This window comes from Rhodococcus sp. ACT016, assembly GCF_050477185.1.
Lineage (GTDB): Bacteria > Actinomycetota > Actinomycetes > Mycobacteriales > Mycobacteriaceae > Prescottella.
The window spans coordinates 1,026,559-1,048,011 of sequence record NZ_JBEAET010000001.1 but is presented as its reverse complement, the minus strand read 5'-3'; the positions used below and the strand labels follow the sequence as shown (position 1 = coordinate 1,048,011).

The 21,453-nt window shown below is 68.5% G+C and carries 18 protein-coding genes; 7 read left to right on the top strand and 11 right to left on the bottom strand.

Annotated features, from left to right (window positions below):
- Positions 1–9: 9 nt before the first annotated feature.
- From ACQ5DX_RS05000 to ACQ5DX_RS04950, 11 genes are all read right to left on the bottom strand, one after another.
- A complete protein-coding gene (locus tag ACQ5DX_RS05000) occupies positions 10–2,847 on the bottom strand; it encodes a beta strand repeat-containing protein (RefSeq protein ID WP_430331571.1) in 2,838 nt (945 codons plus the stop codon).
- A 555-nt stretch (positions 2,848–3,402) separates the two neighbouring features.
- Positions 3,403–4,281: an SDR family NAD(P)-dependent oxidoreductase gene (locus tag ACQ5DX_RS04995; protein ID WP_430331570.1), complete on the bottom strand. Its 879-nt coding sequence runs from the start codon at positions 4,279–4,281 to the stop codon at positions 3,403–3,405.
- A 27-nt stretch (positions 4,282–4,308) separates the two neighbouring features.
- Entirely contained in the window at positions 4,309–5,934 is a 1,626-nt protein-coding gene (locus tag ACQ5DX_RS04990; protein ID WP_430331569.1) for an acyl-CoA synthetase, read from the bottom strand.
- Positions 5,935–5,963: 29 nt separating this feature from the next.
- Positions 5,964–7,226: a hypothetical protein gene (locus ACQ5DX_RS04985; protein ID WP_430331568.1), complete on the bottom strand. Its 1,263-nt coding sequence runs from the start codon at positions 7,224–7,226 to the stop codon at positions 5,964–5,966.
- Positions 7,220–7,771: a nuclear transport factor 2 family protein gene (locus ACQ5DX_RS04980; protein ID WP_430331567.1), complete on the bottom strand. Its 552-nt coding sequence runs from the start codon at positions 7,769–7,771 to the stop codon at positions 7,220–7,222. Before ACQ5DX_RS04980 ends, ACQ5DX_RS04985 begins: the two co-directional genes overlap by 7 nt.
- Positions 7,772–7,820: 49 nt before the next feature.
- A complete protein-coding gene (locus ACQ5DX_RS04975; RefSeq protein WP_430331566.1) occupies positions 7,821–8,015 on the bottom strand; it encodes a ferredoxin in 195 nt (64 codons plus the stop codon).
- A gap of 2 nt (positions 8,016–8,017) precedes the next feature.
- Positions 8,018–9,448: a cytochrome P450 gene (locus ACQ5DX_RS04970; protein WP_430331565.1), complete on the bottom strand. Its 1,431-nt coding sequence runs from the start codon at positions 9,446–9,448 to the stop codon at positions 8,018–8,020.
- The gene (locus ACQ5DX_RS04965; RefSeq protein ID WP_430331564.1) at positions 9,445–10,245 is read right to left on the bottom strand and encodes an SDR family oxidoreductase; all 801 of its coding nucleotides are present in this window, start codon (positions 10,243–10,245) and stop codon (positions 9,445–9,447) included. Before ACQ5DX_RS04965 ends, ACQ5DX_RS04970 begins: the two co-directional genes overlap by 4 nt.
- Complete coding sequence (locus ACQ5DX_RS04960; RefSeq protein WP_430331563.1) at positions 10,245–11,450, bottom strand: cytochrome P450; 1,206 nt, start codon at positions 11,448–11,450, stop codon at positions 10,245–10,247. Before ACQ5DX_RS04960 ends, ACQ5DX_RS04965 begins: the two co-directional genes overlap by 1 nt.
- Before the next feature lie 4 nt (positions 11,451–11,454).
- A complete protein-coding gene (locus tag ACQ5DX_RS04955; protein ID WP_430331562.1) occupies positions 11,455–12,015 on the bottom strand; it encodes a TetR/AcrR family transcriptional regulator in 561 nt (186 codons plus the stop codon).
- Between the two features lie 111 nt (positions 12,016–12,126).
- The gene (locus ACQ5DX_RS04950) at positions 12,127–12,984 is read right to left on the bottom strand and encodes a mycofactocin-coupled SDR family oxidoreductase (RefSeq protein WP_430331561.1); all 858 of its coding nucleotides are present in this window, start codon (positions 12,982–12,984) and stop codon (positions 12,127–12,129) included.
- 256 nt (positions 12,985–13,240) lie between these two features.
- Here ACQ5DX_RS04950 and ACQ5DX_RS04945 point away from each other — a divergent pair, with 256 nt between their 5' ends.
- The 7 genes from ACQ5DX_RS04945 (at position 13,241) to ACQ5DX_RS04915 (ending at position 21,452) form a co-directional block, all read left to right on the top strand.
- On the top strand, positions 13,241–14,713 hold the full coding sequence (locus ACQ5DX_RS04945) for an aldehyde dehydrogenase (protein WP_430331560.1): 1,473 nt from the start codon (positions 13,241–13,243) through the stop codon (positions 14,711–14,713).
- A 51-nt stretch (positions 14,714–14,764) separates the two neighbouring features.
- Positions 14,765–15,514 carry an SDR family oxidoreductase gene (locus tag ACQ5DX_RS04940; RefSeq protein ID WP_430331559.1) on the top strand — a complete coding sequence of 250 codons (750 nt, stop codon included), beginning with the start codon at positions 14,765–14,767 and terminating at the stop codon, positions 15,512–15,514.
- On the top strand, positions 15,511–16,419 hold the full coding sequence (locus ACQ5DX_RS04935) for an NAD(P)-dependent oxidoreductase (RefSeq protein ID WP_430331558.1): 909 nt from the start codon (positions 15,511–15,513) through the stop codon (positions 16,417–16,419). Before ACQ5DX_RS04940 ends, ACQ5DX_RS04935 begins: the two co-directional genes overlap by 4 nt.
- A complete protein-coding gene (locus tag ACQ5DX_RS04930) occupies positions 16,416–16,832 on the top strand; it encodes a carboxymuconolactone decarboxylase family protein (RefSeq protein WP_430331557.1) in 417 nt (138 codons plus the stop codon). Before ACQ5DX_RS04935 ends, ACQ5DX_RS04930 begins: the two co-directional genes overlap by 4 nt.
- A gap of 109 nt (positions 16,833–16,941) precedes the next feature.
- Positions 16,942–18,411, top strand: a complete 1,470-nt coding sequence (locus ACQ5DX_RS04925) for an FAD-dependent oxidoreductase (RefSeq protein WP_430335547.1) — start codon at positions 16,942–16,944, stop codon at positions 18,409–18,411.
- 177 nt (positions 18,412–18,588) lie between these two features.
- Positions 18,589–20,271, top strand: a complete 1,683-nt coding sequence (gene oxc / locus ACQ5DX_RS04920; RefSeq protein WP_430331556.1) for an oxalyl-CoA decarboxylase — start codon at positions 18,589–18,591, stop codon at positions 20,269–20,271.
- Entirely contained in the window at positions 20,268–21,452 is a 1,185-nt protein-coding gene (locus ACQ5DX_RS04915; RefSeq protein WP_430331555.1) for a CaiB/BaiF CoA transferase family protein, read from the top strand. The genes oxc and ACQ5DX_RS04915 overlap by 4 nt, the downstream gene beginning before the upstream one ends.
- Position 21,453 lies beyond the last annotated feature (1 nt).

Here is a 21,453-nt window from a genome sequence, read left to right as displayed (position 1 = left end):
GTTCGGATTTTAGGACTTGCGGCGATTCCGCATGGTGACAACGGACCCACCACCTGCAGCGGCCGCCAACAGCAATGCCGTGCCCAGCAGCACGCCACGGTTCGAGGAGTCGTCGGCAAGTCCCGTACCGCCGGCCTCGACGCCGCCGACCGGCACCGCGGCGATCTGGCCGCCGGTACGGGCGGCAATCTCGGCGGTGCGGATCGGAGCACTGATGTCGTGCGCGGCGACGGCATTCACGACGATCGGACGAGCGATGTTCGAGGCGCCGTTCACTCCGCCACCGGCCTGGCTGCCCAACGCAGCGCCGCCGGCGATCGCACTGCCGAGCGCTGCACTGCCGAGCACCGCGCTGCCGAGATCGACCCCGGTCTCGCCACCGCCCGCGCTGCCGCTGTCGCCCGAGCTACCGGGAGCAGTCGCGCTGCCGGAGCTACCGGCACCGGTGCCACCGGCACTGCCGGTGTCGGTTCCCCCGGTGCTGCCGGTATCGCCGGTGCTGCCCAGCGCCGCGGCGCTGCCCAGAACCGGAAGCGCGAGACTGCCGAACGGAAGCGCCAAGCTCCCCAGAGCCAGCTGACCCAGGCTGCCGAGATCGCCCGCGCTCCCCGTGTCACCCGCGCTGCCGGTCGGCAGCTCACCGAGGCTGCCCGTGTCCGCGCTACCCGTCCCGAGGTCACCGAGGCTCCCGGTGTCCCCGGCACTGCCGGTCGGCAGCTCACCGAGGCTGCCCGTGTCCGAGCTTCCCGAGCTGCCCAGACCCAGGCTGCCCAGAGCCAGATCGGTCAGGCTGCCCAGATCCAGATTGCCGCTACCAGAACTACCTGCGCCCAGGTCTCCACTGCCGCTGCTACCGGCACCGAGATCCCCGAGGCTGCCCAGATCGACTCCTGCGCTACCGGTGTCGACGCCACCCCCACTGCCCGTGTCACCGGTGCTCCCCAGCGCCGCGGCGCTGCCCAGAACCGGAAGCGCGAGACTGCCGAACGGAAGCGCCAAGCTCCCCAGAGCCAGCTGACCCAGGCTGCCGAGATCGCCCGCGCTCCCCGTGTCACCCGCGCTGCCGGTCGGCAGCTCACCGAGGCTGCCCGTGTCCGCGCTACCCGTCCCGAGGTCACCGAGGCTCCCGGTGTCCCCGGCACTGCCGGTCGGCAGCTCACCGAGGCTGCCCGTGTCCGAGCTTCCCGAGCTGCCCAGACCCAGGCTGCCCAGAGCCAGATCGGTCAGGCTGCCCAGGTCCAGATTGCCGCTACCGGAGCTACCGACGCCCAGGTCGCCACTGCCGCTGCTACCGGCACCGAGATCCCCGAGGCTGCCCAGATCGACTCCTGCGCTACCGGTGTCGACGCCACCCCCACTGCCCGTGTCACCGGTGCTCCCCAGCGCCGCGGCGCTGCCCAGAACCGGAAGCGCGAGACTGCCGAACGGAAGCGCCAAGCTCCCCAGAGCCAGCTGACCCAGGCTGCCGAGATCGCCCGCGCTCCCCGTGTCACCCGCGCTGCCGGTCGGCAGCTCACCGAGGCTGCCCGTGTCACCAGCGCTACCCGTCACGAGGTCACCGAGGCTGCCTGTGTCCACCCCACCGGAGCTGCCGAGGCCCAGGCTGCCGAGAGCCAGATCGGCCAGGCTGCCCAGATCCAGATTGCCGCTACCAGAACTACCTGCGCCCAGGTCTCCACTGCCGCTGCTGCCGGCACCGAGATCCCCGAGGCTGCCGAGATCCACTGCCGCGCTGCCTGCGTTCACGATGTCGCCCAAACTGCCCGTGTCGACGCCACCCGCGCTACCCGAATCGCCGGCACTGCCCAACGCGCCGGCACTGCCCAACGCCGGCAGCGCGAGGCTGCCGAACGGAAGCGCCAAGCTACCCAGAGCCAACTCGCCCAAGCTGCCCAGATCCAGCCCTGCACCGCCGGCACTACCCGACTCCACACTGCCGGGATCCACACTGCCCGTGCCGCCCGAGCTACCCGCTCCGAGATCGGCCAGGCTGCCGGCCCCGAGGTCGGCGAGGCTGCCGAGATCCAGGTTCGCACTTCCGCTCTCGACGCTGCCGGCGCCGCTGCCCGAATCGGCGCTTCCTCCAGCCAGCCCGAGGCTCCCGAGGGCCAGCTCCGACAGACTGCCCAGATCGAGACCCGCGCCGCCAGCGCTACCCAGCGCGAGCTGGACGAGTGCGTCCAGGCTGCCACCCGCGGCGCTCCCGGTGTCACCGATGCTGCCGCTGTCGCTACCCGAGCCGAGGTCGCCGAGGCTTCCGAGACCCAGGTCTGCACTACCACTTTCGCCGCTACCGCTTCCGAGCTGTCCGGCGCTGCCGGTACCGGCCTGGCCGGTGCTGCCCGCTGCGAGCTCGCCGAGGACGTCCAGCCCCAGCTGCAGGCTGCCGGCGCTGCCGGTGTCGGTGCCGGAGCCCGTGTCTCCGGTGCTGCCACCACCGGCGTTCCCGAGGCTGCCGAGGGCGAGGCCTGCCGCCTCCTCGAGGCTTCCGGTATCCAGCCCGCCACCGCCGGCGCTGCCGGTGTCCAGCCCACCGCCGGCGAGGCTTCCGGCCCCGAGGTTCCCGAGGCTGCCGAGGGCGACCTGCGCGAGATTCGCCAGGTCGAGGTTGCCCCCGCTACCAGCGTTGACCCCGCCATTGGCACCGCCGGGTCCTGCGGTGCTTCCGAGGCCGGCGTCTCCGTTGCCTCCGATGCTGCTTCCGAGACCCGAGAGTCCGCCGCCGGCGCCGCCGTTGGCACTGCTGCCGATTCCGCCGCCCGGCACCGGCGCCGCGTTGCCGACGGCCGGAGTGGCAATCGTCAAGGCGCCCACTGCGGTGGCGGCAACGATAATGCGACTCTTCATCTTCCGCGTTCGATTGTTCTTGGCCCTGCGGGTAGACATCGTTCTTCGACCTCCTCGATCGGCATGTCCAGGTGTAAAGACAGACAGCCCAGGCGCATGAAGACAGAAATGACGAAAAACGCCCCCCGAAAATCCGCCAGCCCCCGCTGAAACGGATAGCAATCCCCCCGGCCACATGCATACAGGCGCGATCAAGATAGCATCTCGAACCGGCATCGATCACGGATCTCGTTCTGCGGCTTCCTCACAACTCGTTCGGGCGACCAGCGGAGATCCCCGCTCAGGCCCGCCTGACCTGTGTCTTTCTCTCCAGAACGAACACTCGAACGGCGCGCACCCACCCACACTGGATGCGACGCGCCACGGATCGATCGGATTCGCGTGTAACACCCTCTTCCTCACCCGCGATTCGTCATGCAAACCGAGATGTCTCTTTCCACGAAGGAGGTTCCACCGGCGCCGAGCACTCTTGTCGCACCCACACACTGATCACCAACCGCTGGAACATGATTCACCGGTGGCGGGTGGCCCTGTCGATGACGGGCCCTGCGTTCGTCACTCTGGGCCCGTGACGAATCGAGCGATCTCGTCGATGCGCCAGGGCTCTTCCGTGGCATGGTCACGCCACGCGAGAACGCTTGGGTGCGTGTACTCGAATTCGCCGAGGAAGCATCCCGAGCCGGCGAAGATCCGCCCGGTAACGCCCCGGGACGAATCCGAGACGAGGTACGCGTACAGCCGCGCGACGTACTCGGCCGGCGCGGGATCGAGGGATCCTTGGTACATCGCGTCGCTCAACAGTCCACGCCGGTGCAGGGTCTCGATCTGCTCGAGATACCCGTCGCCCGATGACAGTCGGGTGCGGGCACCCGGAGCCACGACGTTCGCGCGAACCCCGAACTCCGCGAGTTCGGCGGCCATCGCGAGGGTGAGGCTGTTGACGGCTCCTTTCGCCGCGGCGTATCCGGTTCCGCCGTAACAGCCGAGATACGCGTAGGAACTCGTGTTGACGATCGCTCCGGCGGCACGATCGACGAGGTGCGGCGCGACGACGCGGCACGCGCGGAACGTGCTCGTCAGATGCGCGTCGATCAGTTCCTCCCAGTCGTCGTCGGCGACGTCGAGGATCGACGATCCGGCGGGCTCCGCGATTCCCGCACAACAGATGAGCGCACCGACGTCCCCGAACGATTCCAGCCCGGCGTCCAACAGCATCTGCGCGACGCCGGTGTCCGCGGCGGATCCGGGCACCCCCACCGCCTCGCCGCCCCGGCTGACGATCTCGCCGACGGTCGCGTCGACGACCTCCCGATCGCGCCCGTTGACGACGACGGGCACTCCCTCCGCGGACAACGTGTGGGCAACGGCGCGACCGATGCCCCGGCTCGATCCGGTGATGATCACCGCACCATCACCGAAAGCGTTCTCGCTCAACTTGCCCCTCCGATCGTTGCAGGCGGCCTAGTCGATCCGGTAGGCGTGCGCGTTGGCCGCCGCATACCCCTGGGCCCACCCGAAGTCGGGCTTGCCGCTCGGTGTCCGCATCACCTCGTCGGCGATCCAGAACGTCCGTGGGATCTTGTAGCCGGCGAGCTGGCTGCGGGTGTGTTTGCCGATGGATTCGAAGTCCGGATCGACACCGTCCCGGACCCGCATCACGGTGGCCACTCGGAAGCCCCAGCGCTCGTCGGGGACACCGATCACGATCGCGTCGTAGATGTCGGGGTGCGCCTTGACCACGGCCTCGACCTCCTCGGCGAAGACCTTCTCGCCGCCGGTGTTGATGACCATGTTGCCGCGTCCGAGCAGGGTGATCGATCCGTCGTCCTCGATCCGCGCACGGTCACCCGTGACCACCGCACGCTGTCCGTCGACGACTCGGAAGATCTCGGCGGACTTGACGGGGTCGTTGTAGTAGCAGACCGGGACGTTGCCGAGCTTGGCCAGCCAGCCTTCGCCTCCGGATCCCGGTGGCAGGATGCGATTCTCGTCGTCGACGACGACGGAGTACTTGTTGGCGCCGACCTTGGGACCGCCGTGCTGCTCGAAGCCCTTGGTTGCGAATCCGATTCCACCGAAACCGGTTTCGGAGGATCCAACCGAGTCGGAGATCATCAGGTTCGGCATCGCCTCGAAGAAGGCGTCCTTGACTGCGGCGGAGAACAGTGCGGCGCCGGACGCGACGACGCCGAGGCTGGAGGTGTCGCGGTCCTGCTCCCGGAACGCCTCGACGAGCGGCCGGCCCATCGCGTCACCGGTGATGACCATGACCTGTGGCCGGTAGTCGGCGACCACCTCCCAGACTCGGGCGGCGTCGAACTTCGGTTCCATGATCACGGTGTTGCCGGTGAAGAACGCGGTGAATGTCGGCATCATCGCGGACGTGTGGATCAACGGTGGCAGCATCATCCAGCGCATCGCCTCCCCCGCGGCCACCCCGCCCCGGGACTGCTGGAACTCGTCGGTGACGGGCTCGCCGGTGTAGAAGTCCAGTCCTCCGCCGAGCACCCGCCAGATGTCCTCGTGCCGCCAGACCACGCCCTTCGGACGTCCGGTGGTGCCACCGGTGTAGAAGATGTAGTGGTCGTCGGCGCTGCGCTCTGCGAAGCCCCGCTCCGGGCTGCCCCCGGCGAGGGCGTGCTCGTATGTCACCGCGCCCGGGACCTCGATCTCGCCTCCGGTCGCCAGCGCGTCCGGAACGGCGATCAGGTGCCGGATCCGCGGCGTCTCGGGCAGGACCTCGGCGACGCGGTCCGCGAAGCCCCGATGGAACACCAGGGCCTCGAGGCCGGCGTTGTCGTAGAGGTACCGCAACTCGTCGGAGGTGTAGCGGAAGTTGACGGTGAGCGGGACAGCGCGGATCTTGAAGGCGGCGATGATCGCGACCATCGTCTCGATAGCGTTGTGCATGTGGATGCCGATGTGGGCGCCCACCCCGAAACCGGCGTGTGCGAGGTGGTGCGCGAGGCGGTTGGCCCGCTCGTCGAGCTCACGGTAGGTCACCTCCTCACCCGAGACGATCATGGCGAGGCGGTCGGGCATCGCGTCCACGGAGTGCTCGAAGAGATCGGCGAACGTGTAGGCCATGCAAATGTCCTTGTCGAGGGTTCGGCCGCTCAGACTACGTAGAGCGGCAAGGGAATTCCGCGGTCTTCGAAAGCGAATGCTGCGCCGGTGCTGACCTTGGTGATCGCCACCTCGAGGCATTCGGGAGCGGGCCCGTCGGCGGTGTCGACCACGACGACCAGGCCCGAGGGATCCTCACCGACGACGCGGGCGGTGAAGCGCGGGTTCACACCTCGCACCAACGCCTGCAGCGGCTCGAGGTGCTCGCCGTCGATCAGCGTCGGCCACCCCCCGTCGTGGTCCACGAGGCCGCCTCGGCCGAGGCGCAGTTCGAGCCGGTTGCCGTCGAATCGAACGTCGCTGTCCACATACTGTTTCGGGCTCACCAGGGGGTGCAGCGTCAGCACCGTCGCCAGCCCCTCGAGATCGTCGGGCAGGCCGAGTGCGTCCCGGATCCGCTGCGCGGTCACCCCGGCGATGCCGGTGAGCTGTTTGCGGGTGATCTCGACGGCCTTGTCCTCGTCCACCCGTTTGCGCACCGCGATCAGGAAGCCGAGCGCCAACAGGTGCTGCTGCAGGCACACCTCCTCGGCGATCCGCACCAACGCGGACTGCGAGAAGTCCTGGAACCTCAGGTCCGACAGCAGCGGGCCCGCATAGTCGTGACGGCCCTCCCCGGCGACGTCGATCGGGCTGAGATCGACTGCGTACGCCGAACTTCGGCCGATCTGTTCGGTGTGCGGCTGCATTGTCGGGGGGACGTGTCCCTCGTCGATGATCACCGTCCACGCGCAGTGCGGATGGCGGTCCGCGGGCCGGCGCGGCGGCCGGTGGATCGGCCGCACCTGGGCGTGCGGGTTGGTGGCGAGTGCGGTGGCGTCGAAGGTGGGGTCCTCGATGTCGTGGCACATCGCGGTCACGTACTCGTCGCCGAGCGGCTCGACGTCCATGAGCGCGCCGCAGTGGTCCAGCCAGAATTCCCCGTGGTGCAGGTCGTCGACGCGAAAGCGGAAGTCCATGAACTGCGGCGGCGCGCCGATGTCGAGTTGCAGGCCCTTGAAGATCGTCACGACGTCGTCGCCCTCGTACCGCAGCGCCTTCTGCATGCGGCGGGTGTACCACGGGCTCGCGGCCTGCCACTCCTCGATCGCGACCTGCGCCATCCCTTCCCGCCCGAACTCGACGATCAGGTGGGCCATGCCGGACCGGTCGATGAGCTGCCCGCACAGCAGCAGTTCCGGAACCAGCGTGGCGAGGTCGGCGCGCGAGAGCGCCGCGAACGACCGCGACGGGTGCGCCTCGGTGCTCACCACAGCGGGACCGGGGCCTGGCCGGCCGGGTACCAGCCCGGCAGCTTCTCACCGGAGATCGAGCGCTGGATGCGCGCCTGCATCCCCGCCGACAGCGCGTTGTTCTGGATCATCTCCATGAACAGTGCCGAGACGTTGCCGAAGTCGAAGAAGTCGCGCTGCCACGACCACTGGAAGTTGCCGCCGTAGCGGAACCAGCTGCCACCGATGCCGTACACCGAGTAGTTGGTGCCGTCGGGACGCTTGGTATCGGCGATCTGCTTCCACAGCCCGATGACGTTGCCGCTGCGCTCGTCGATGACGAACTCCTGGTAGGGGTACTCCCAACCCTCGAGTCCCTGCATCTCGAGCCCGAGCGCGACGTCACGGATCTCGTCGCGTCCCACCGCCATGAAGTCCTGCTTGGGGCCGTAGTTCCACCCGTAGGTCGCGTCCTCGGTGTAGAAGTCCGCCAACGGCTTCCAGTCGCCGGCGGCCTCGGCCTTCTTGTTGCCGTCCACCCAGCGCTGGACCATCTCGTCCAACTCCGCACGGTCGAATCCGGTCATGCTGTCGTCTCCTTCGAAAGTCTTGTCGCGTGAGATGTTCGGTGTCTCGTCAGTCTTCGGCGATCCGCAGCGCCTGCGTCGGGCAGTAGCGGACGGCGTTCTCGGCGTCGGCGCGGAGCGCCTCGGGCGGGGTGGGATCGAGGATGGTCACCTTGCCGCGCTTGGGGACCGCGAACACGTCGGGCGCCTCCATCTCGCAGACGGCGTGCCCCTGGCACAGGTCGAGGTCGGCTTCGACACGCATGGTCACGCCTCGCTCGTGTGGGCGACGGGGCACCCCGACGCCGTCGCGGCCGCGGCCGCGGCCGCACCGACGGACTCCGCACGGCTGGTCCGCCGGCGGTACCGCACCCGGCACGGCTGCTGCAGCTGCACCACCATCTTGCTGTGGTCGTTGCGGTAGGAGTCGGACGGTTGCGCCATCTCGAACTCGTAGTCACGCAACAGGATCGAGAAGATCGCCTTGAGCTGCATCTGCGCGAAGGCCGCCCCGACGCAGCGATGGCGGCCGGCGCCGAACGGGATCCAGGTCCATCGGTTGACGATGTCCTCCTGATTGGGGTCGATGTACCGGCCGGGGTCGAATCGGTCCGGATCGGGGAAGTCCTCCGCGATCCGGTTCGAGATGGCCGGGGTGGCGGCGACGAGATTGCCCTCGTGGATGGAGTATCCGCCCACCTCGAAGTCGCCGCGGGCGACGCGGAGCAGGATGATCAGTGGTGGGTGCAGGCGCAGCGTCTCCTTGATCACCGCCTCCAGGACCGGGATCTGCCGGAGCGCATGGAAGCTGATGTCGGCACCGTCGGCGTACAGCTCGTCGAGCTCGGTGGTGACCCTCGCCATCGTGTCCGGGTGGCGCAGCAACTCGATCAGTGACCACGCCGCGGTTCCCGAGGTGGTGTGGTGGCCGGCGAACATCATCGAGATGAAGATGCCGGTGATCTCGTCCGCGCTGAATCGCAGCTCGCCGCTCTCGTCCCTGATCGAGACCAGGACGTCGAGCATGTCCCGATCCTCCTTGCCCTGAGGAGGGTTGGCGATCCGCCCGTTCATGATCTCCTGCACCAGTTCGACCAGCGCGACCCGGGCGGCGTCACGGCGGCGGAAGCTCTCGATGGGCGCGTACGGGTCGACGAAGGCGATCGCGTCGGTGCCCTGCTCGAGCTCGTGGTAGAGCTTGGCGAACCGGTCGTCGAGCTCGTCGCGGAACTTCTTGCCGATCAGGCACGCCGAGGACGTGTAGATGGTCAGCTCGGCGAAGAAGTCGAGCAGGTCGATCTCGCCCTCGTCACCCCAACCGGCAACCATGTCCGCGACCTCGATCCCAATCCTGGTGGCGTGGCCCTTCATCTGTTCGCCGCGCAGGGCCGAGTTGTGGAGCATCTCGGAGCGCCGCTCGGGGCTGGCGTCGAACACCACGCCCTCGCCGAAGATCGGCTTCATGAACGGATACGCCGCCTGCTGGTCGAGGTCGTCGTCGGTGGAGCGGAAGAAGAACTCGTTGGCCTCGGCGCCGGACAGCATGACGACGTCACGGTCGACCAACCGGAACACCCCGACGTCCCCGCACTCGTCGCGCACCCGGCGCATCAGCGCGATCGGATCGGTGCGCAGTTCCTCGAGGTGGCCGTGTTCGTGGTCGCCGCCGGATACCCGCGGCGGATCGAGCAGGGTCATTTCGTCTCCTCGGAATTCGGAAGCGGCGCCAGCGGCGCCTCGGGCTGGACCTCGATGAGGACGAGGTGGACGCCGCGCGGCGCATTGACGACCGCCAGGACCGCGTTCGCCATGTCGGAGGCGCGCAGCATGTAACCATGGCGGGCGAAGCCCCACTTGGACCACATCTCGGCGACGGGCGCGAGGATCTCCGGGGTCGAGTTCATGCCCATTCCCGTGAACGTCGGCCCCGGCCGGACGATCGACGCGCGAATCCCGGTGCCCTCGAGTTCCATTCGCATCTGACGGCCCATCGCCTCGAGGCCGGCCTTCGCAGCGTCGTAGGCGCCCATCATGGGACGCTGCCGGTCGGCGCAGTCCGATCCGATCAGCACGAAGTCGCCGCGGCGCCGCTCCCGCATCCCTGGCAGAACGCGGTGCGCGAGGCGCTGTGCGCCGACGAGATGCACGTCGATCTGCTTCGCGAAGCGTGCCGGGTCCATCTGGTCGGCGGCGCCGAACTCGAGGTCACCGGCACCGGAGACCACGATCTCCGCCGGGCCGTGGGCGTCCTCGGCAGCGGTGACGAAGGCGTCCACGGACGCGTCGTCGGTGACGTCGAGGAAGTGCGCGAAGGCTTCTCCCCCATTGCTCCGGATCTTGTCCGCGATCGCCTCGATCTCGGCGACCCGGCGTGCGCCGAGGGCGACCGGATTGCCCAGCTCGGCGAGCGCGTACGCGGTTGCCTCGCCGATCCCGGACGAGGCGCCGCTGATCAGCGCCGGCCGGCGGGTGGGGTTGGGTTCGAAACGGGGCATCAGCGCACCTGCACCTTCATCGGCAGGGCCGCGAAACCCCGCACGTTCGTGGAATGGACACGTTCGATTCCGGACTCGTCGACCTCGTATTGCGTTACCCGCTTGGCGAATTCGGTGAGCGCGATCTTCGCCTCGAGGCGGGCGAGGTGTGCCCCCAGGCAGAAGTGCACGCCGCCACCGAAGCTGACGAGTTTGTTGGTGGAGTCCCGGCCGATCCGGTACTCGTCACCGTCCTCGAACACGGACTCGTCCCGGTTGGCGGAGCCGATCAGCAGCAGCATCTTCTCCCCGGCGGGAACTGTCTGCCCGTAGTACTCGAGGTCTACCGCGGTGGTGCGGGCCACGATCTGGCTCGAGGTGTCGAAGCGCAACGTCTCCTCGACCCAATCCGGCACCCGGTCCGGGTCGTTCAGCACCTGCGCCACCTGATCCGGGTTGCGCGCACCCCAGTACGCGGCATTGCCGAGCAGCTTGGTAGTGGTCTCGTTGCCGGCGACCACCATCAGGAACATGAACCCGAGGATCTCCTGGTCGGACAGCTTGTCGCCGTCGATCTCGGCGTCGAGCAGTGCCGAGGTGAGATCCTCGGTGCGCGATCGACGCCGCTGCTCGATCATGTCCTTGTAGTACGTCATCAGACTGATCGACGCCTCGACCGACGCCTGCGGCACGTCGAGCACACCGTCCTCGCGATGCACCACCAGGTCGGCGAGCCGACGCAGTTCCACGCGATCCGCGTCCGGCACTCCCATGAGTTCGGAGATCACGTCCATCGGCAGCTTGCCCGCCACCTCGCCGACCCAGTCGAACTCGCCGACCTCGAGCGCCGGCTCCAGGTACTGCCGCGTGAGTTCGAGGATCCGTCCGTCGAGTTCGGCGACGCGGCGCGGCGTGAAGCCGCGTGAGACCAGTTGCCGCAGCCGCGCGTGCCGCGGATCGTCCATGGCGAGGAACGACATCACCAGGTGGGCGTGCGGTCCGTACGCCGCCGGATCGAGCGAGACCCCGTTCGCGCTCGACAGTCGCGTGTGGTCGCGGAATGCCCGCAGAACGTCGGAGTGTCGGGACAGCGCCCAGAATCCGATCTCCGAATTGTGGTACAGCGGAGACTCTTTGCGCAGACGTGTGTACGTCGGATACGGGTCCTCGTGGAAGTCGTAGTCGTACGGATTGAAGACCACCGGATCGATCAGTGCTTCGGTCATGCAATCACTCCAGAATCATTGTGGCGGAACGCTCCAGGCTTCCGGCCAGGTCTTCATAGGTGCCGTATCCGATGCCGGCCCGCAGCAGCGCTCCGGCGTAGAGGAGGTCGAGGGTTTCGAGGACCTCGGGGTCGGCCTGCTCACCGAGTGCCTCCGCGAGTCGGCCGCGGATCTCGATTCCGATCCGCAGTCGCAGGTGCTCGACGTCCGGGTCGCTGCCGAGAAGCGCGTTGGTGACCGCACCCGACAGTCCGGGTTCGTCGGCGAGCAGCAGTGCGATGCCGCGGAGCACCGCAACGACACGACCGGTGCGGTCGAGTCCGTCCGCCTCGGGCGGCGGCGACTGCGAGAGCCTGCGCCAGAACACCTCGGCGACGAGGTGCTCCTTGGACGAGAAGTAGGTATACGCGGTGGCCGGACCGACACCCGCACGCGACGCGACCGCACGAACGGTCAGTCCCGCGAAGTCCTCCTCACGCAGGACCTCCACCGCCGCCTCACACAACCTGTCGACGGTGTCGGCCTGCTTCTGCGTGAGACGCCGCCGCGTCGACTCGAAACTCATACTAGACACGTGTCCGGACATTACTACAGATTCCTGTCCAGCGGGACCCATTCGACATCTCCGCTAGCGCGACTCGACAACCGTTCATGCTGGTCAACGACCCAGTTGCAGCTACAATCCGATCTTCATGCCGGCACCGGCGTCCACCCGCAACTGCTGCCCGGTGACGTAGCGGGACTCGTCGGACGCGAGGTACACCACCGCGTGCGAGATGTCCTCCGGTTCGACCCACGGGATCGGCATCGCCTGCATGAACGGGAAGGTGACCGCGGCGTCCTCGGCGGTGGGGTTCTCGAGGTCCGGCCGGAAGGTCTTGTACATCGGTGGGCTCTGCAGCATGTCGGTGTTGCAGTTGGTGGGGTGGATCGTGTTGACCCGGATCGAACTGGGCCCGAGCGTCAGCGCGAGGGAGCTCGTGTACGCCTGGATCATCTTCTTGGCCAGCCCGTAGCCGTCACCGCCGGGCCCCTGCAGCGCCTGCTGACCGTTGAACCCGGTCTGCGGCACCAGGCCCGCGACCGACCCGATCGCGATGATCGACGCACCGGCCCGCAGGTGGGGCATCGCCGCATGCACGGTGTTGACCACCCCCACGAAGTCGACGTCGAACGCCTCGACGAACGCCTGCGGCGGTAAATGCTTGCCGAGCGGGCAGATGCCGGCATTCGCCACCACGACGTCCAGCCCGCCCAACTGCGCGACGGCGTCGGCCAGTCGCACCTCCAGTGCCGCGCGGTCGCGCACGTCCACCCGGGCGGTCACCGCACGCCCGCCCGCCTTCTCGACCAACCTGGCGGTGTCGGCCAGGTCCGACTCGGTGGCGAGGGGGTACTCGTTGGTGCCGATGTCCGCACACACATCGAACGCGATGATGTCGGCACCCTCCTCGGCCAACCGAATTGCGTGACTGCGACCCTGACCTCGCGCGGCACCGGTGACGAGGACAACCTTGGAATCAACTCTCTTCATGGCCTGCTCCCTGCGATCGAACGACGGGGCGCGATGCGCCCAACCTCGGACGTGGTGAATACCGACGAGACGGCGAGCGAAATCCTCCGCGCCCGATCCATACCAATTCGGCCGGGCCGCGGCGACAACAGTAGACACATTTCTCGGCTCCTGTCGAGAACCGACGTCGAAAATCATTACGCCAGAACATCATTGCCATCAACATTTGTTCGTACTATAGTCCAGACACCTGTCCAGCCAGAAAGGGTTCTGCGCAATGACGCTTCGACCGACCGACAGTTCCGCGCTCCTGATCGACGGCAAGCTCACCCCCGGCTCGGGAGGCGTGTTCGAGGTGGTCGATCCGGCCACCGAGGACGTCATCGGCCACGCCGCCGAGGGCACGGCGGCGGACATGGACGCCGCGATCGCGGCCGCGCGCCGGGCGTTCGACGACACGACGTGGTCGCGCGACCACCGATTCCGGGCCCGTTGCCTGCGTCAACTCCGCGACGCCCTGCAGTCCCACATCGACGAGCTGCGCGAGATCACGATCGCGGAGGTCGGCGCGCCCGCGATGCTCACTGCCGGCCCCCAGCTCGAAGGACCGATCGCCGACCTCGGCTACTTCGCCGATCTCGCCGAATCCTATTCGTGGGAAACCGATCTCGGCGTCGCTGCACCGATGGGAATCAAGACGCGGCGACGGATCCTCAAGGAGGCGGTGGGCGTGGTCGGGGCGATCACGCCGTGGAACTTCCCCCACCAGATCAACTTCGCCAAGCTCGGCCCCGCGTTGGCCGCCGGGAACACGGTCGTCCTCAAGCCCGCGCCCGACACCCCGTGGTGCGCGGCACTGGTGGGCAAGGTCATCGCCGAGGAGACCGACATCCCTGAGGGTGTGGTCAACATCGTCACCTCCACTGACCACCAGCTCGGCGCCCAGCTCGCCCGCGATCCGCGCGTCGACCTGATCTCGTTCACTGGGTCCACCGCGACCGGCAAGGCCGTCATGGTCGCGGCATCGGAGTCGCTCAAGAAGGTGTTCCTGGAACTGGGCGGCAAGTCGGCGTTCATCGTCCTCGACGACGCCGACCTCGCCGCCGGCTGTGCGATCGCGGCGTTCACCGTCTGCACCCACGCCGGCCAGGGATGCGCGATCACCACGCGCCTGCTCGTCCCCCGCGAGCGCTACGACGAGGCCGTCGCGGCCACGGCCCGCACCATGAAGGGCATCCGCCCCGGCAACCCGACCGAACGCGGAACCGTCTGCGGCCCACTGATCTCCGCCCGACAGCGCGCCCGTGTCGAGAGCTACCTGAAGCTCGCGGTCGAGGAGGGCGGGACCGTCGTCGTCGGCGGCGGGCGCCCCGCCGAACACGAGCGCGGCTTCTTCGTCGAGCCGACCCTGATCTCGGGCCTGGACAACTCGTCCCGCGTGGCGCAGGAAGAGATCTTCGGCCCGGTCCTGGTGATCCTCCCCCACGACGGCGACGACGACGCGATCCGTATCGCCAACGACTCGCCGTACGGCCTGTCGGGGTCGGTATGGGGCACCGACCCCGAGCGGGTCCGCAAGGTGGTCGACGGCGTCCGAACCGGCACGCTCGCCGTCAACGGCGGCGTCTGGTACGCCGCCGATGCCCCGTTCGGCGGCTACAAGCAGTCCGGCATCGGCCGGGAGATGGGTGTCGCCGGCTTCGAGGAGTACTTGGAGACCAAGCTCGTCGCGCAGCCTGCTGAGGCTTGATCCGACCCAGTCCGCACAGGCCTGACAGACCGATAGAGAAGGAGTAGGTAGATGGGACGTTTCGACGGACGCACCGCCATCGTCACCGGCGCCGCCCAGGGCATCGGCGAGGCGTACGCGCGGGCACTGGCGGCCGAGGGCGCCAACGTGGTGGTGGCCGACCTCAACCGCGAACTCGGCCAGACCGTGGCCAAGCAGATCGTCTCCGACGGCGGCTCGGCGGCTTTCAAGGAAGTCGATGTGGCCGACCCGGATTCGGCGCTCGAGCTGGCCGCGTTCACGATCGAGCGGTTCCGCAGCGTGGAGCACCTGGTGAACAACGCGGCGATCTACGGCGGCATGAAGCTCGACTCGCTGCTCACGGTCCCGTGGGACTACTACAAGAAGTTCATGAGCGTGAACATGGACGGCGCGCTGAACGTGTGCCGCGCCGTGGTCCCACACATGCGCGCCGCCGGCGGCTCGATCGTCAACCAGTCGTCCACGGCCGCCTGGGTGTACTCGAACTTCTACGGACTGGCGAAGGTCGGGATCAACGGTCTCACCCAGCAACTCGCGTTCGAGCTGGGCTGGTCCAAGATCCGGATCAACGCCATCGCGCCGGGACCGATCGACACCGAGGCCACCCGCACGGTCACCCCCGGCAACATCGTCTCGGACATGGTCAAGCGGATCCCGCTGCAGCGCATGGGAACCCCCGAGGATCTCGTGGGCATGTGCCTGTTCCTGCTGTCGGACGAGGCGAGCTGGATCACCGGGCAGATCTTCAACGTGGACGGTGGGCAGGTGATCCGGTCGTGAGCGAGGACAGCGCGGCGTCCGTCCCGGTCGGCTACATCGGGCTGGGCAACATGGGTGCACCGATGGCCACCCGCCTGCTCGAGCGTCCCGGCACGCTGGTCGTGTGCGACGCCCGTCCCGAGGCCGTCGAGCCGTTCACGACGGCGGGAGCGACGGCGGTCGCGACGCCGGCGCAGGTCGCGGACCGCGCGACGGTGATCTCGGTGACCGTGCTCGACGACGCCCAGGTCCGCGACGTCGTCGCCGGACCGGACGGGATCCTGTCCACGGCCCGGCCGGGCACGGTGATCGCGGTGCACTCGACGATCAGCGACACGACCGCGACCGAACTCGCCGCAACCTGCCGGGCCAAGGGCGTCGACCTGATCGACGCGCCCGTCAGCGGCGGGGCACCCGGCGCGCAGCAGGGACGGCTGGCCGTGATGGTCGGTGGCAGTGACGAGGCGTTCGAGGCCGTGCGCGAACCGTTCGGATACTTCGCCGAACTGGTGATCCACGCGGGGCCGGTGGGCGCGGGCACGCGGATGAAGCTGGCGCGCAACCTGCTTCACTTCGTATCGTTCACCGCCGCGTGCGAGGCAGGGCGGCTCGCCGAGGCCGCCGGCATCGATATCCGCAAACTGGGCAAGGTCGTCCGGCACACCGACGCGATCACCGGCGGTGCCGGCGCGATCATGCTCCGCGACACAACCGCACCGGTCGCGGACGACGATCCCTGGTTCTCGATCCTCTCCCATGTACGCAATCTCGGGGAGAAGGACCTCGCGCTGGCCCTCGGACTGGGCGAGCGGTTCGACGTCGATCTCCCCCTCGCCACCCGGGCATTGACCGGCCTCGGCCCGGGACTCGGCGTCGGCACCGGAACCGTTGCCGATCACGCCACCCACCAGAAGGAGAACGCATGACCGACCAGAACGGCGACGCCGCCGCATCGGAACGACGCGCGCGTGGCGTCGCGATGATGAACCAGGTGTACGGGTGGGAAATGCCGGCGGACGTGCCCGGCGACTTCTTCGCCGTCACCGCGGACCATCTGTTCGCCGACATCTGGACGCGACCCGGTCTGAGCCTGCGTGACCGACGCCTGCTGCTGCTCGGAGCGATCGCGGCGCAGGGGCAGACCGACGTCGCGAAGATCCAGATCAACGCGGCCCTGCACAACGAGGAGTTGACCGAACAGCAGATCGAGGAGGCCGCGATCTTCCTGTGCCACTACGTCGGCTGGCCGCGGGGCACGGGACTCAACAACGCGCTGATCTCGGTCAAGGCCGATCGACGCAAGGCGGCGCGGGCGGCGGAGAAGCATCGATCCGAGTAGTCCGCCCGATTCGGGCGCGGCGCCCGCCCGATGAGCGGATACTGCTTAATAGAACACGTTCTACCTACTGTGCACGTCGAAAGGATCCACCTCCATGTCTGAGTCGTCGATGTCCGGGGCCACCCCCGTTCGCCCCCTGTCCGCCGAGAGCATCGACACCTGGAACTATGAAGCCGATGTCGTGATCGCCGGCTACGGCATCGCCGGTGTGTCTGCCGCGATCGAGGCGGCCCGCGCGGGTGCCGAGGTGCTGGTCCTCGAACGGACCGGCGGTTGGGGTGGCGCGGCCTCGCTGGCGGGTGGGTTCATCTACATGGGCGGCGGCACCCCGCTGCAGAAGGCGCTCGGCTTCGACGACACCCCCGAGAACATGAAGACGTTCATGATGGCGGCCCTCGGTCCCGGCACCGACGAAGCGAAGATCACCGATTACTGCGAGGGCAGCGTCGACCACTACAACTGGCTGGTGGAGTGCGGCGTGCCGTTCAAGGAGAGCTTCTACGGCCACCCGGGCTGGGAGACGCCGTTCGACGACGGCCTCATGTACTCGGGCGGCGAGAACTCGGCGCCGTTCAACGCGATCGCGACCCCGGCCCCGCGCGGACACATCCCGCAGATGACCGACAAGAAGGTCGGCGAGAAGGGCGGCGGCTACATGCTGATGAAGCCGCTGGTCGAGACCGCCGAGAAGTTGGGCGTGCAGGCGCAGTACGACATGCGCGTGCAGACGCTGATCACCGACGCCACCGGGCGCGTGGTGGGTGTGCAGGCCAAGCAGTACGGCAAGGACGTCACCATCCGGGCACGCAAGGGCGTCGTGCTGGCCACCGGCAGCTTCGCCTACAACAAAGAGATGGTGGAGGCGTTCGCGCCGCGCCTGATCGGGCGCCCCGGCGCCGCGATCGAGGAGCACGACGGCCGCGCGATCCGCATGGCGCAGGCGCTCGGCGCCGACCTGGCCCACATGGACGCCACCGAGGTCGCGTTCTTCGGCGACCCGCAGATGATGGTCCGCGGCATCCTCGTCAACGGGCGCGGTCAGCGCTACGTCAACGAGGACACCTATCCCGGCCGCATCGGCCAGCTCACGTTGCTGCACAACGACAATCAGGCCTACCTGATCATCGACGAGGACGCTTACGAGGAGGCGAAGACGACACCGACGTCAACGCCGTTCTTCCGGTTCCAGCCCAAGTGGGTGGCCGAGACGGTCGAGGAACTCGAATCCGAGATGGGCCTGGCCGAGGGAACCCTGCAGGCCACCGTCGAGGTCTACAACAAGCACGCCGCGAACGGGCAGGACCCGGTACTGGGCAAGAAGCCCGAATGGGTCAAGCCGATCGGATCGCCGGTCGCGGCACTGGATCTGCGCAACTTCACCGCGGGCTTCACGCTCGGCGGCCTGCGCACCAACGTCGACTCGGAGGTGCTGCACGTCTCGGGTGACCCGATCCCGGGTCTGTTCGCCGCGGGTCGTTGCACCGCCGGTGTGTGCGCGTGGGGCTACGCGTCCGGCACCTCGCTCGGCGACGGCAGCTTCTTCGGCCGCCGGGCCGGGATCAGCGCCGCGAAGGGCTGACGCCGACCCCCTGGGAACGCCCGGTCGGACCGGCCGGGCGTTCCCGGACGCCGTGACAGGACATGCCGGACGATCCGGTCCGGCATGCCCGACAGGGTCACTCGCCGCCGCTACGCGGGGGATACTCGGGGAAGACCGCCGCCCACGGGGCGGAGTCCAGCCGTCCGGGGTGCGCACATGACCGAGCCCGAATCCGTCGACGGGAACGAACTCGTCGTCCATGCGCTCGCGGCCAACGGGATCTCGACGATCTATGGGGTCGTCGGAATCCCGGTCACCGATCTCGCCCGAATCGCCCAGGCCCGCGGCATCCGTTTCCTCGGCTTCCGCAACGAGCAGGCGGCCGGGCACGCCGCCGCGGCCGCCGGCTATCTCACCGGACGCCCCGGCATCTGCCTGACGGTCTCCGCGCCGGGCTTCCTCAACGGGCTCGTCGCCCTCGCGACCGCGACCACCGACTGCTTCCCGATGATCCAGATCAGCGGGTCCAGCGACCGCTCCGTCGTCGACCTCGAGCAGGGCGACTACGAGGAGCTGGATCAGCTCGCCGCCGCCCGCCCGTTCGCGAAGGCGGCGTACCGCGTCGACTCCCCCGACCTGATCGGTGTCGGTGTCGGGCGGGCGATCCGTGCGGCGGTGTCCGGCCGTCCCGGCGGCGTGTACCTCGATCTCCCCGCCCGGGTCCTGGCCGGCTCCGCGCCGCCCACGCCGCGACCACCGATCGTCGACCCGGCCCCACGCCAGATCCCGGCACCGGCGGCCGTCGAGCGGGCCGTCGCCCTGTTGGAGGGCGCGCAACGCCCGCTGATCGTGCTCGGCAAGGGAGCTGCGTACGCTCGCGCCGACAGGGTCGTTCGCAACTTCGTGGAGGAGACGAAGGCCCCATTCCTACCGATGTCGATGGCGAAAGGTCTTCTACCGGATGGCCATCCGCAGTCCGCGGCGGCGGCGCGTTCGCTGGCGCTCGGCAGCGCCGATGTCGTGGTCCTGATCGGCGCGCGCTTGAACTGGCTGCTCGACCACGGTCGGGTGCCGCGTTGGTCCCCGGACGCACGGTTCGTCCAACTCGACATCTGTGCATCGGAGTTCGACAGCAACCGGCCGATCGCGGCCCCGGTCCTCGGCGACATCGGGTCGTCGACGGCCGCCCTGCTCGCGGCGCTGCGCCCGGGCCGGATCTCACCGTCCCGCGACTGGCTGGACGAGATCGCGGCGACGAGGCGGGCGAACACCGCGAAGATGGAGGAGCAACTGCACCGCGAGGACCACCCGATGAGCTTCGCGGTCGCGCTGCGCGCCGTGCGGGACGTTCTCGACGAGCATCGCGACACGGTCGTCGTCAGCGAAGGCGCCAACACTCTCGACAACGCGCGCAACATCATTCCCATCCACTACCCCCGCCACCGCCTGGACGTCGGAACGTGGGGAGCGATGGGCGTGGGTCTCGGGTATGCGATCGCCGCAGCCGTCGAGACGGGCCACCGGGTGGTCGCGATCGAGGGCGACAGCGCATTCGGGTTCAGCGGCATGGAGATCGAGACGATCTGCCGGTACCACCTGCCGGTCGTCGTGGTCGTGTTCAACAACGGCGGCGTCTACCGGGGCGACGAGGTCAACGCGCACTCGGCGGATCCGGCACCGACGGTCCTGCTGCACTCGAGCCGCTACGACACGCTGATCGAGGCATTCGGCGGCGTCGGCTACCACGCCGAGACGCCCGACGAGGTCGCCGCCGCGCTTCGTTCCGCGCTCACCACCGCCGGTCCGGCGCTGATCGACTGCACCATCGACCCCGCCGTCGGCACCGAGAGCGGCCATCTGCAGAAGCTCAATCGCCCGGCGCACGAGGAGGAATCGTGACCGAACATGACCCCGGCGGCCACCTCGACCCCACCAAACCGCAAGCGCTCGAGGGAATCACGGTCGTCGACTTCACCCACGTGCTGGCCGGCCCGACGTGCACCCGGATGCTCGCCGACGCCGGTGCCCGCGTCATCAAGATCGAACGTCCCGGCACGGGCGACGACACTCGGCAGATGGGGCCGTTCGCCGACGACGGCAGCTCCGAGTACTACCGGCTGGCGAACATCGGCAAGGAGAGCATCGCGCTGAACCTGAGGGACCCCGACGACATGGCGTTGACGCGCTCGATGATCAAGCACGCCGACGTCGTGGTCGAGAACTTCCGGCCGGGTGTGATGGCGGGACTCGGCCTGGCCCCGGACGACCTCCTCGCCGAGCACCCCCGACTGATCGTGTGCTCCATCTCCGGGTTCGGCCAGTACGGGCCGATGCACCAGGAATCGGCGTACGACACGGTGATCCAGGCGCTGTCGGGGATCATGGACGCCACCGGTTGGCCCGACGGTCCCCCGACCCGGGTGGGCACGTCGGTCTCGGACATCGTCGCCGGAATCATGGGCTACTGCGGCATCGTCACCGCCCTCGTGGCCCGCGAACGCACCGGCCGCGGCACCACCGTCGACATCGCGATGCTCGACAGCACCTTCGCGCTGATGGAGCACGGGCTGATGGACGCGCTCGGCCCGCGGGTGCGGCCGACCCGGCTGGGCAACCGGCATCCGTTCATGTACCCGTTCGATACGTTCGAGTGCAGCGACCGTACCATCGCGATCGCGGTCGGCAACGACCACCTCTTCGAACTGATGTGCGGCGCAATGGGGCTCACGCATCTGCCGTCGGACGAGCGGTTCGCCACCAACGTCGACCGGTGCACCAACCACGCGGAGCTGAAGACGACGATGGAGGACGTGCTGCGCACCGACACCGGCGAGGCGTGGCGTGGGCGGTTGATCGAGGTCGGCGTCCCGGCGGGAATCGTCCTCGATGTCGACGACACCCGCAAGCTCGATCAGATCGCGCTGCGCGGCATGATCAAGAACGTGGGCGGTTTCGACGTCCCCGGCACCCCGCTCAAGTTCGGGACATGGGATTCGCTCGGCGCGACTATCCCCGCCCCGGCACTCGACGACTGCGGCGACATGCTGCGACGGGAGTTCGCGCCGCGGCCCGACGCGTGAG

Excerpts from the sequence above, each read along its gene's own strand:
- ACQ5DX_RS05000 (WP_430331571.1), bottom strand. The coding sequence starts at position 2,847 with ATGAAGAGTCGCATTATCGTTGCCGCCACCGCAGTGGGCGCCTTGACG.
- ACQ5DX_RS04990 (WP_430331569.1), bottom strand. The coding sequence starts at position 5,934 with ATGGCCTACACGTTCGCCGATCTCTTCGAGCACTCCGTGGACGCGATG.
- ACQ5DX_RS04980 (WP_430331567.1), bottom strand. The coding sequence starts at position 7,771 with ATGACCGGATTCGACCGTGCGGAGTTGGACGAGATGGTCCAGCGCTGG.
- ACQ5DX_RS04975 (WP_430331566.1), bottom strand. The coding sequence starts at position 8,015 with ATGCGTGTCGAAGCCGACCTCGACCTGTGCCAGGGGCACGCCGTCTGC.
- ACQ5DX_RS04970 (WP_430331565.1), bottom strand. The coding sequence starts at position 9,448 with ATGACCCTGCTCGATCCGCCGCGGGTATCCGGCGGCGACCACGAACAC.
- ACQ5DX_RS04965 (WP_430331564.1), bottom strand. The coding sequence starts at position 10,245 with ATGCCCCGTTTCGAACCCAACCCCACCCGCCGGCCGGCGCTGATCAGC.
- ACQ5DX_RS04960 (WP_430331563.1), bottom strand. The coding sequence starts at position 11,450 with ATGACCGAAGCACTGATCGATCCGGTGGTCTTCAATCCGTACGACTAC.
- ACQ5DX_RS04955 (WP_430331562.1), bottom strand. The coding sequence starts at position 12,015 with ATGAGTTTCGAGTCGACGCGGCGGCGTCTCACGCAGAAGCAGGCCGAC.
- ACQ5DX_RS04950 (WP_430331561.1), bottom strand. The coding sequence starts at position 12,984 with ATGAAGAGAGTTGATTCCAAGGTTGTCCTCGTCACCGGTGCCGCGCGA.
- ACQ5DX_RS04945 (WP_430331560.1), top strand. The coding sequence starts at position 13,241 with ATGACGCTTCGACCGACCGACAGTTCCGCGCTCCTGATCGACGGCAAG.
- ACQ5DX_RS04940 (WP_430331559.1), top strand. The coding sequence starts at position 14,765 with ATGGGACGTTTCGACGGACGCACCGCCATCGTCACCGGCGCCGCCCAG.
- ACQ5DX_RS04930 (WP_430331557.1), top strand. The coding sequence starts at position 16,416 with ATGACCGACCAGAACGGCGACGCCGCCGCATCGGAACGACGCGCGCGT.
- ACQ5DX_RS04925 (WP_430335547.1), top strand. The coding sequence starts at position 16,942 with ATGTCCGGGGCCACCCCCGTTCGCCCCCTGTCCGCCGAGAGCATCGAC.
- oxc (WP_430331556.1), top strand. The coding sequence starts at position 18,589 with ATGACCGAGCCCGAATCCGTCGACGGGAACGAACTCGTCGTCCATGCG.